The organism is Francisella sp. 19X1-34, from assembly GCF_041102755.1.
GTDB lineage: Bacteria > Pseudomonadota > Gammaproteobacteria > Francisellales > Francisellaceae > Francisella.
In genome coordinates this window covers 1-8165 of the sequence record NZ_JBGCTX010000086.1, presented here as the reverse complement: position 1 = coordinate 8165, position 8165 = coordinate 1, and the positions used below count along the sequence as shown (strand labels likewise).

Sequence of the window (8165 nt, the reverse complement as noted above, 5' to 3'; positions counted from 1 at the left end):
ATTCTGTAAATCCCTTATTGTTATATTTAAAATATATAACCTAATTAAAATTTACACAATTATCTGTAAAGACCCCTGATATATATATATTCCTAATTTGATCACCTTCTGTTAAATCACTCATAGAGATTATTTCATTAATTTGAGCTTTTAAAGAGCCAACTTTAGTAATTTCTCCACCAATTTTTGCTCGAGTTCTGTAATCAGAATAAATAGGAATAGATATAGAAGCTAGAATAGCAATTAGTGATATTGTTACTATTAATTCTACTAGAGTGATTCCCTTAGTTTTAGATAATGTAAGGCTATCTGGGCAGTTATTTCTTCTACCTTCTAACACAGATAAATTAAAAGAATTATTTTTTAATTTAATCATCACCCAAAACAAAGATTAAATTATTATATAGTTATTATACATTTTATTTCACAATTAAAAAATTTTAGATTATCTTTGATTTTTATAAAGTTTAATATAAATTAGTTATTTCCAATAATAAAGAGCTGAATCCCCAAGCTCTCTTTCTATTTCCAATAAGCGATTATATTTAGCAATTCTTTCACTACGACATGCTGAACCAGTTTTTAAATGCCCGCCATCCATAGCAACTGCAAAATCAGCTAGGAAATCATCTTCAGTTTCTCCTGAACGATGAGATATAAAGTATCGCCAACCATTATCACGACACATTCTTACAGCTTCTATAGTTTCAGAAACAGTACCTATTTGATTTAATTTTATTAAAGCAGAATTTGCAGAGTTTTCTTTTATACCACGAGAGATGTATTCTGTATTTGTAACAAATATATCATCTCCAACTACTTCAATATGGCCACCAAGTTCAGTTGTAAAATCTTTAAATCCTTGCCAATCAGCTTCAGATAAAGGATCTTCCCATAAAATAATTGGGTATTTCTTTACCCATTTTTTAGCTAAATTTATTAGATCTTGATTAGTTTTTTTGCCAATACCAGACCATTTTAGATCATATTTATCATCAATATTTGGCGAGAATGAACTTGCTGCGGAATCTATAGCTATTGATATATCTTTACCTGGAATATATCCTGCTTTTTCAATAGCCTCTATAATTAGCTCAATAGCAGCTTCATTACTCTCAACATTTGGTGCAAATCCTCCCTCATCACCAACACTTGTTACTAAATTACGCTCTTTAAGAATGCTTTTTAATTTATGAAAAGTTTCAGCAACATAGCGTAAACCTTCACTAAATGATTTAGCTCCTATTGGTACAGCCATAAACTCTTGAAAATCAACATTATTATCTGAATGTTCACCACCATTTAGTATATTCATACATGGAACAGGGATTCTTCTAGCTCCTGCACCACCAAGATATTGATATAAAGGTATCTCATGTGACAAGGCTGCAGCCCTTGCAACAGCCATTGAGACTCCAAGTATTGCATTAGCTCCAAGTTTTGATTTGTTCTTAGTGCCATCAAGTTCAATCATTATACGATCAATCAATGATTGCTTATGTGCATTTATACCTACTAATGTAGGAGATATAATTTCACTTACATTAGCTACAGCCTTTAATACTCCTTTACCATCATAGCGTGATTTATCACCATCGCGTAATTCAACGGCTTCATTTTCACCTGTACTAGCACCAGATGGTACAGATGCCGTAGCTTTAGTACCATCTTCAAGTTCTACATATACTCTAACGGTAGGATTACCTCGAGAGTCTAGAATTTCCATTGCTTGGATAGATTTTATTTTATCATTCATCTATTAATCTCCTCTAGTTGGAACTCTTATGAAAATAAGATATATATTTCTACTATAGACTATATATTAGTAAGAATAAATAATTGATAATATCCAAAACACTTTATTTAATTTTTTTATACAGCTCTAAAGCTTTATCTCGAGAGCTTTTAAGATCAATAATAGGTTTTGGATAGTCTTTGTTAAGAGTGATATTTGCATCTTTTAAGGTTTTTTCGTGAGCTTCCCATGGTTTTATTAGAAATTTATTAGGTAAGTTAGCTATTTCTGGTACATATTTGCGAATATAGTCATAAGCCTCAAATTTCTCAGACTGTAATACAGGATTAAATATCCTAAAGTAGGGTGCTGCATCTAAACCACATCCAGCAACCCATTGCCAATTAGCATTATTACTAGCAAAATCAGCATCAAATAAAGTATCAAAAAACCATTTTTCACCATATTTCCAGTGAATTAGACAGTTTTTTATAAGAAAGCTTGCAACTATCATACGTACACGATTATGCATATATCCAGTTCGCCAAAGTTCTCTCATGCCAGCATCTACTATGGGTATACCAGTTTGTCCTTGTTGCCATTTTTTTAGAATGGTTAGGTTATTATCCCATTCAAAGTTATCAAACTTTTGATTGATATTTTTATTATGTAGTTCTGGATAATAATATATCTGATAATATGAAAAATCACGCCAGACAAGCTCTTTGATAAAATGCTCTTCATTACTTCCAATAACATCTAAGCTTTGTACAGCATTAAAAATTTGATTAGGTGATATTTCACCAAAATGTAAATAGGGTGAAAGTGATGATGTAGCATCTAAGCTCATATAATCTCTAGCTTTCTTATATTCTTTTACCTTATCTGCTAGAAAGTTTTCAAGTACTTGGCTAGCTGATTTTTCACTAATCTTCCACTTTTTGATTATATCTTGCCAAGAGTGCTTTGGCTCCAAAAGTTTTAATGAATCTAGATCTCTAGAGTTATTAAGCTTTTCTAGTCTATTAAATTTAGGTTTTACAATATTTGATCTATATTTTCTGACTTTAATAAGTTCCTTATAGAAAGGTGTATAAACCTTATAATGTGTACCATCATCTTTTTTACATTCCCAAGGCTCTATAAGTAGACTTCCATTAAAGCTTTTTACGTTTATATTTTGTTCTTGAAGAAACTGCTTTATCTGAATATCTCGATCTATACTATATTTGTCATAACATCTATTCCAATAAAAACCTGTAATATTATTTTCTTTAACAAGCTTTCTTATAATTTCTAGAGGATCTCCAATATAGAAGTTTAACTTATTATCTAGAGATTTATTAAGGCTTTTTAGAGAGTGATGTAACCATAACTTACTTGCGCCACCTATTAGGTGTTTTTCATCGTGAATAAATATTGTGACAGTTTTATCTGCTTGGCTAGCCTTATATAAAGATGGATTATCAGCTAGACGTAAGTCTTGTCTAAACCAATGTATAGATATCGTTTTATGGTGATCAATTTTCTTTTTCATACTTTGTAAAATTAGTATTTTTTAAATAATTTGCCCAATTATTTTCCCATTGAGAAATAGTCTTACCTGTAATTTTATTTATAGCTTCTTTGGTATTATTAGCATTATAAATTTGCATAAACTTATTAGCACCTAACTGAGTAAATAAATATTCTGTGAAAGATCCCGATAATATATAAAATATTTTTTTCTTATGGATACGCTCTTTTCTAGGCCCTTTAAAGAAAACTAAATCATTTTTACCAAATTCAAATTTATCAGCTAATATATTACTTAAACCATTGTTTGAAGCTATATTTTCAATATGCCTTTTTGCTAAAAAATTAAGGTTCTTACCAAAATTAGGGAATGTCGGTTCACCTTTAAGCTTTTGATTAAGGTACACAGCAAGTCCTTCTTTGATCCAAACACTACGCCAGTGCCAAGCGATAATATGTACTGTTTCATGCACATAAGGAGATCTACCCTGGGCGTACCACGTAATAAATGTGGTTGGGTGAGCCTTATCAAGCATATGATATCCTGTTATAGCATGAGATGCTTCATGAGCCCCATATACATAATAATGTATTGTAAAATCTCTTTCATTTTCAGGAATTTCTAAAGTATTGCGAATCTCTAGGATAGCTTTATCAATTTTTTGCTGTAGTTTTAATGCTTGTTGTTTAGATAGATAGTTTTTTTGTACCCATATTATCGATAGTGGCTTACTAGAATTTGCTTGAGTTGTTTGCTTTGATACATACTCTTGGCCACCATCTTGGATTTTTTTGATTATTTCATCATTTCTTTCAATGTTGCCATATTTACCATAAGAGAAGCATAAGATATTAGAGAAAAGTACTGATAATATTACAATTAAACCTTTAATATAGATTTTCATAACTTTTACATTATCTTACTCATTTATAATAATATTGTATAACATTTCTACATGCTCTTGAGAATCATTTAGGCAAGGTATTAAACTAAACTCTTTGCCACCTTTATCTAAGAAAGCCTGCTTTTCAGTAATTGCTAGCTCTTCTAAAGTTTCCAAACAATCAACACTAAAACCAGGAGCTATTACAACTACTTTTTTATTCTGTTTAGCAAACTCTTCTAGTTTGACAGTTGTATATGGCTCTAGCCATTTTTTAGGGCCAAAGCGTGATTGGAATGATAATTCAAAATCTATGTTTGGATAGTTATCTTGTAGAGACTCTTTTACTAAACGGTAAGTCTTATGACAATGACAATAATAAGGATCACCTTTATCAAAATACTCTTGAGGTAAGCCATGAAATGAAAATAGAACCATATCAGGAGTGTACTCTAAGCTTTGTAAATGCTGTTTTATTTGTTGGCTAATAGTCTCAATGTGAGATTTATTGCTATAATAAGGGTTTATACCTTTGATAGTAGGTTGCCATCTTAACTTTGATATAATTCTATAAATTTCATCATAAACTGTAGCTGTAGTAGTTGCAGAATATTGTGGGTATAATGGGAAAACTACTATCTCAGTAACTCCTTGCTTTTGTAAATTTTTAATCTTACTTTCAATACTAGGGTTACCATAACGCATAGCACAGTCAACTATATATTTATCTAGTTTGTCATTTAGTTCTTTAGCAAGATTTTCTGTATAGAGTAATAATGGAGATTTGTTATGTTCTTTATCCCAAACAGCTTCATAAGAATGGACATTTTTCTTTGAGCGTATTGGCAAAATAATTAAATTTAATATAGGTTTCCATAGGATAGGGTTAGCTTCAATTACTCGTTTATCAGATAAGAATTCTTTTAGATATTTTTTTATAGATTTTGCATCGAAATTATCAGGTGTTCCAAGATTAACTAATAAGATTGCTTTTTTATTATATTTTTCACTATATTCTTGCATTTGATTACTTAAGTATAGAATTTATCTAAATGCTATTGTAACAAAAAATACTTATTCAAAAGTTAATTTTTCTTCATAAAAGAGTCAAAAAAGTTATAATGGAATATAGACTACTAAAGTCTTAATAAGGAGATATAGAAGGTATGAAGAAAATTATTTTAATCTGTATGGGAATATTAAGTGCTATGCTTAGTTATGGATATATGCGCCCATGGAGTCCATATATGTACGCTGGACCAGAAGTTCAAGAAGAAGAAGCGGAAGGTTCAGCATATGTACCACCAGATAGAGAGTTTATAAACTCTAAATATGGTGAATATATTGATAATAGAGAAACAGAATTTAGACCTGGCCAAGATGCTACTAGACTTTTCTGGTCTTATAGTCAGCCTTAATAAGGTATATAAAATTTTGAGGTTTATAATTAAAGTAATTATTAACTCTTATATAGAGACCTTATTATCAAAGAAAACCTGAAAATATGAATATAAAAAGAGCGCGAAAGTTAATTAAGAGAAGAAAAAGATTAGGAAGTTCAAAATTTTTTGGTTTTTTAGCATACCGGCTTACAAACAAGAGTCTATGGGTTGCTAGTTATGCTACTGTAGCAAGAGGTGTTTTTGTAGGATTCTTTTGGATGATGATTCCTTTGCCTTTACAAATAACTCCTGCAATTCTTTCAGCTATAATTTTTAAAGCAAACATTCCAACAACTATTTCAACCGTGTGGATTAGTAATCCTTTAACTTGGGTACCTATGTATCTAGGTAACTATGTATTTGGATGTTTTTTACTTGGAATACAGGTTGATATTTCAGACTGGGAAGCATTTGGATCTCACATGTTAAACCATATACATGATTTTTGGCAACCCTTGTTCTTAGGTAGTTTTGTAGCAGGTCTACTTGTAGCAAGTGCAGGATTTTTAGCAGTTTATATATTACGGTTTATAAATCATGTTTTGTCAAAAAAGATTAGTTCAAATTTAGATTAATAATATAAGCAAATTGACATTAGTTAGCTGAAAAATGATTAATTTAGTCTAGCTGTTAATCACTTTATTTAGTATTATTTCACGGTATATATATTTTTGAATTATTTTTATAAATGCAACAGTGGCACCAATTACAATTTAGCGTAAAATCTAAATTCTTCGATATTATTGAAGATTACCTTTTTAATAATGATGCAGGCTCTATAACTAGAGTTGATAAGCCTAATAATATTGTAAATGTAGTAGTATTATATGAGAATCATAATGATATAAACTCTATAATTGATACTCTTAAAAAAGAGTTTGGTAATATTCTTGAGACTGAAGTAAATTATGAGATCATAAAAGACCAACAGTGGGAAGCAGCATGGTTATATGATTACGATCCAATTAAAGTTGGTAAAAATATTGTAGTTTATCCAAACTGGCGCGAACTACCAGATGATAATAATCATACATATATTATTGTAGACCCTAGTATAGCTTTTGGTTGTGGTAATCATGAAACTACAAAGATGTGTCTAGAGTGGTTAGAAGATCATGTAACTGAGAACTCTAATGTTTTAGATTATGGTTGTGGTACTGGAGTGCTCGCAATTGGAGCTGTAAAGTTAGGTGCTAATTTTGCTCAAGGGATTGATATAGATCCAAACTCTATAGAATCATCTATTAAAAATGCTGTAGAGAATAGTGTAACTGATAAAACTAGTTTTGGAGATAATCCTCCAACACAACAGTTTGATTTAGTTGTGGCAAATATTTTTTCTAATGTGCTTATAGGCTTGGTGGAGAGTATTTCAAGTAGTCTCAAGCAAGGTGGTAGATTAGCTTTATCTGGGATAATAGAAAATCAAGTTGATGATGTCCAAAAAGAATTTAAAAAGTATGGTATAAGATTTAACCAACTAAGACAGATGGGACAATGGTTCTTATTAGATGGTGTAAAAAATGGGCTTTAAAATAGCTGATATTGAAATAGAAAATAATGTCGTACTTGCGCCGATGGCCGGCTTTTGTGATAGCGCTTTTCGGACTATATGCAAAGAGCATGGTGCGGGACTAATATATACCGAGATGGTAAGTAACAAAGCTGTAGTAGAACGTAATTGGGAAACTATGGAAATGCTCTATATGGAAAATAGTGAAAAACCACTTGGCATACAAATATTTGGTACAGATCTTGAGAGTTTTGTAGGGGCAACTAAATATATAGCTGAGAATACAGAATGTGATTTTCTTGATATAAATATGGGCTGCCCTATGCCAAAAATTGCTAAAAAGCTCCAGGCAGGGGCAGCACTTCTTAAAGATGTTGATAAAATCCATGAAATACTAACAGCAGTAGTCAAAGCTGTACATAAGCCAGTTACAGTCAAGATGCGTATAGGTTGGGATGATCAAAATATCAATGCTATTGAAGTTGCTAAAGCTTGTGAGGATGCTGGCGTAAGTGCTATAGCACTACATGGGCGCACAAGGGAGCAGATGTATACAGGTAAAGCAAATTGGGATATTATCCGTGATGTTAAAAAAGCTGTAGATACTGTAGTAATTGGAAATGGAGATGTATTTTGTCCTCACAGTGCTAAGGCAATGATGGAGCATACGGGTGTTGATGCTGTGATGGTAGGGCGAGCATCACGTGGTAATCCATGGATATTTAGACAAATTGCAGAGTATCTAAATACAGGGGAAATAATACCACCACCCACAGCTATAGAAAGAGTAAACGTCTTAGGAGAGCATTTAAAACGACTAATAAGACTAAAAACTGCAAGAGTTGCTGTTAAAGAGATTCGTACTCATGCTAGTTTTTATTTGCAAGATTTGCCTAACTCAAAAGAATTCCGCCAGAAGCTAAATCAATTAAATAATGAAAATGAGATATTTAATCTTTTAGATGAATATATAAGCTTTCTAAAAAACTATCTTTAAAGTAGGTTCTGTGCACAAAAAATATAAATTAGATTGAAAATAGCTAAACCGTTGTTATTTAAAAGTTGAAAGGCAGTAA

9 protein-coding genes are annotated in these 8165 nt (G+C 31.2%); 4 read left to right on the top strand and 5 right to left on the bottom strand.

The window, feature by feature from the left end:
- Positions 1 to 40 precede the first annotated feature (40 nt).
- From AB8E56_RS10730 to hemH, 5 genes are all read right to left on the bottom strand, one after another.
- Entirely contained in the window at positions 41 to 376 is a 336-nt protein-coding gene (locus tag AB8E56_RS10730; RefSeq protein WP_329480965.1) for a prepilin-type N-terminal cleavage/methylation domain-containing protein, read from the bottom strand.
- Positions 377 to 481: 105 nt separating this feature from the next.
- Complete coding sequence (gene eno / locus AB8E56_RS10725; protein WP_329480963.1) at positions 482 to 1756, bottom strand: phosphopyruvate hydratase; 1275 nt, start codon at positions 1754 to 1756, stop codon at positions 482 to 484.
- A gap of 103 nt (positions 1757 to 1859) precedes the next feature.
- Positions 1860 to 3272: a deoxyribodipyrimidine photo-lyase gene (locus AB8E56_RS10720; RefSeq protein ID WP_329480961.1), complete on the bottom strand. Its 1413-nt coding sequence runs from the start codon at positions 3270 to 3272 to the stop codon at positions 1860 to 1862.
- A complete protein-coding gene (locus tag AB8E56_RS10715) occupies positions 3256 to 4155 on the bottom strand; it encodes a hypothetical protein (protein ID WP_329480959.1) in 900 nt (299 codons plus the stop codon). Before AB8E56_RS10715 ends, AB8E56_RS10720 begins: the two co-directional genes overlap by 17 nt.
- A gap of 15 nt (positions 4156 to 4170) precedes the next feature.
- Entirely contained in the window at positions 4171 to 5157 is a 987-nt protein-coding gene (gene hemH / locus AB8E56_RS10710) for a ferrochelatase (RefSeq protein WP_329480956.1), read from the bottom strand.
- A 143-nt stretch (positions 5158 to 5300) separates the two neighbouring features.
- On the opposite strand from hemH, the gene AB8E56_RS10705 reads away from it, so the two are divergent.
- The 4 genes from AB8E56_RS10705 (at position 5301) to dusB (ending at position 8086) form a co-directional block, all read left to right on the top strand.
- Positions 5301 to 5552, top strand: a complete 252-nt coding sequence (locus AB8E56_RS10705) for a hypothetical protein (protein WP_329480954.1) — start codon at positions 5301 to 5303, stop codon at positions 5550 to 5552.
- A gap of 86 nt (positions 5553 to 5638) precedes the next feature.
- Positions 5639 to 6151, top strand: coding sequence for a DUF2062 domain-containing protein (locus AB8E56_RS10700; protein ID WP_329480952.1), 513 nt, complete (start codon positions 5639 to 5641; stop codon positions 6149 to 6151).
- Between the two features lie 113 nt (positions 6152 to 6264).
- Positions 6265 to 7110 carry a 50S ribosomal protein L11 methyltransferase gene (gene prmA, locus AB8E56_RS10695; RefSeq protein ID WP_329480950.1) on the top strand — a complete coding sequence of 282 codons (846 nt, stop codon included), beginning with the start codon at positions 6265 to 6267 and terminating at the stop codon, positions 7108 to 7110.
- Positions 7100 to 8086: a tRNA dihydrouridine synthase DusB gene (gene dusB / locus AB8E56_RS10690; RefSeq protein ID WP_329480948.1), complete on the top strand. Its 987-nt coding sequence runs from the start codon at positions 7100 to 7102 to the stop codon at positions 8084 to 8086. Before prmA ends, dusB begins: the two co-directional genes overlap by 11 nt.
- The last annotated feature ends 79 nt before the right edge of the window (positions 8087 to 8165 follow it).

What these genes read in the sequence shown, in the direction of transcription:
- AB8E56_RS10730 (WP_329480965.1), bottom strand. Translation starts at nt 376, where the DNA reads ATGATTAAATTAAAAAATAATTCTTTTAATTTATCTGTGTTAGAAGGT.
- eno (WP_329480963.1), bottom strand. Translation starts at nt 1,756, where the DNA reads ATGAATGATAAAATAAAATCTATCCAAGCAATGGAAATTCTAGACTCT.
- AB8E56_RS10720 (WP_329480961.1), bottom strand. Translation starts at nt 3,272, where the DNA reads ATGAAAAAGAAAATTGATCACCATAAAACGATATCTATACATTGGTTT.
- AB8E56_RS10715 (WP_329480959.1), bottom strand. Translation starts at nt 4,155, where the DNA reads ATGAAAATCTATATTAAAGGTTTAATTGTAATATTATCAGTACTTTTC.
- hemH (WP_329480956.1), bottom strand. Translation starts at nt 5,157, where the DNA reads ATGCAAGAATATAGTGAAAAATATAATAAAAAAGCAATCTTATTAGTT.
- AB8E56_RS10705 (WP_329480954.1), top strand. Translation starts at nt 5,301, where the DNA reads ATGAAGAAAATTATTTTAATCTGTATGGGAATATTAAGTGCTATGCTT.
- AB8E56_RS10700 (WP_329480952.1), top strand. Translation starts at nt 5,639, where the DNA reads ATGAATATAAAAAGAGCGCGAAAGTTAATTAAGAGAAGAAAAAGATTA.
- prmA (WP_329480950.1), top strand. Translation starts at nt 6,265, where the DNA reads ATGCAACAGTGGCACCAATTACAATTTAGCGTAAAATCTAAATTCTTC.
- dusB (WP_329480948.1), top strand. Translation starts at nt 7,100, where the DNA reads ATGGGCTTTAAAATAGCTGATATTGAAATAGAAAATAATGTCGTACTT.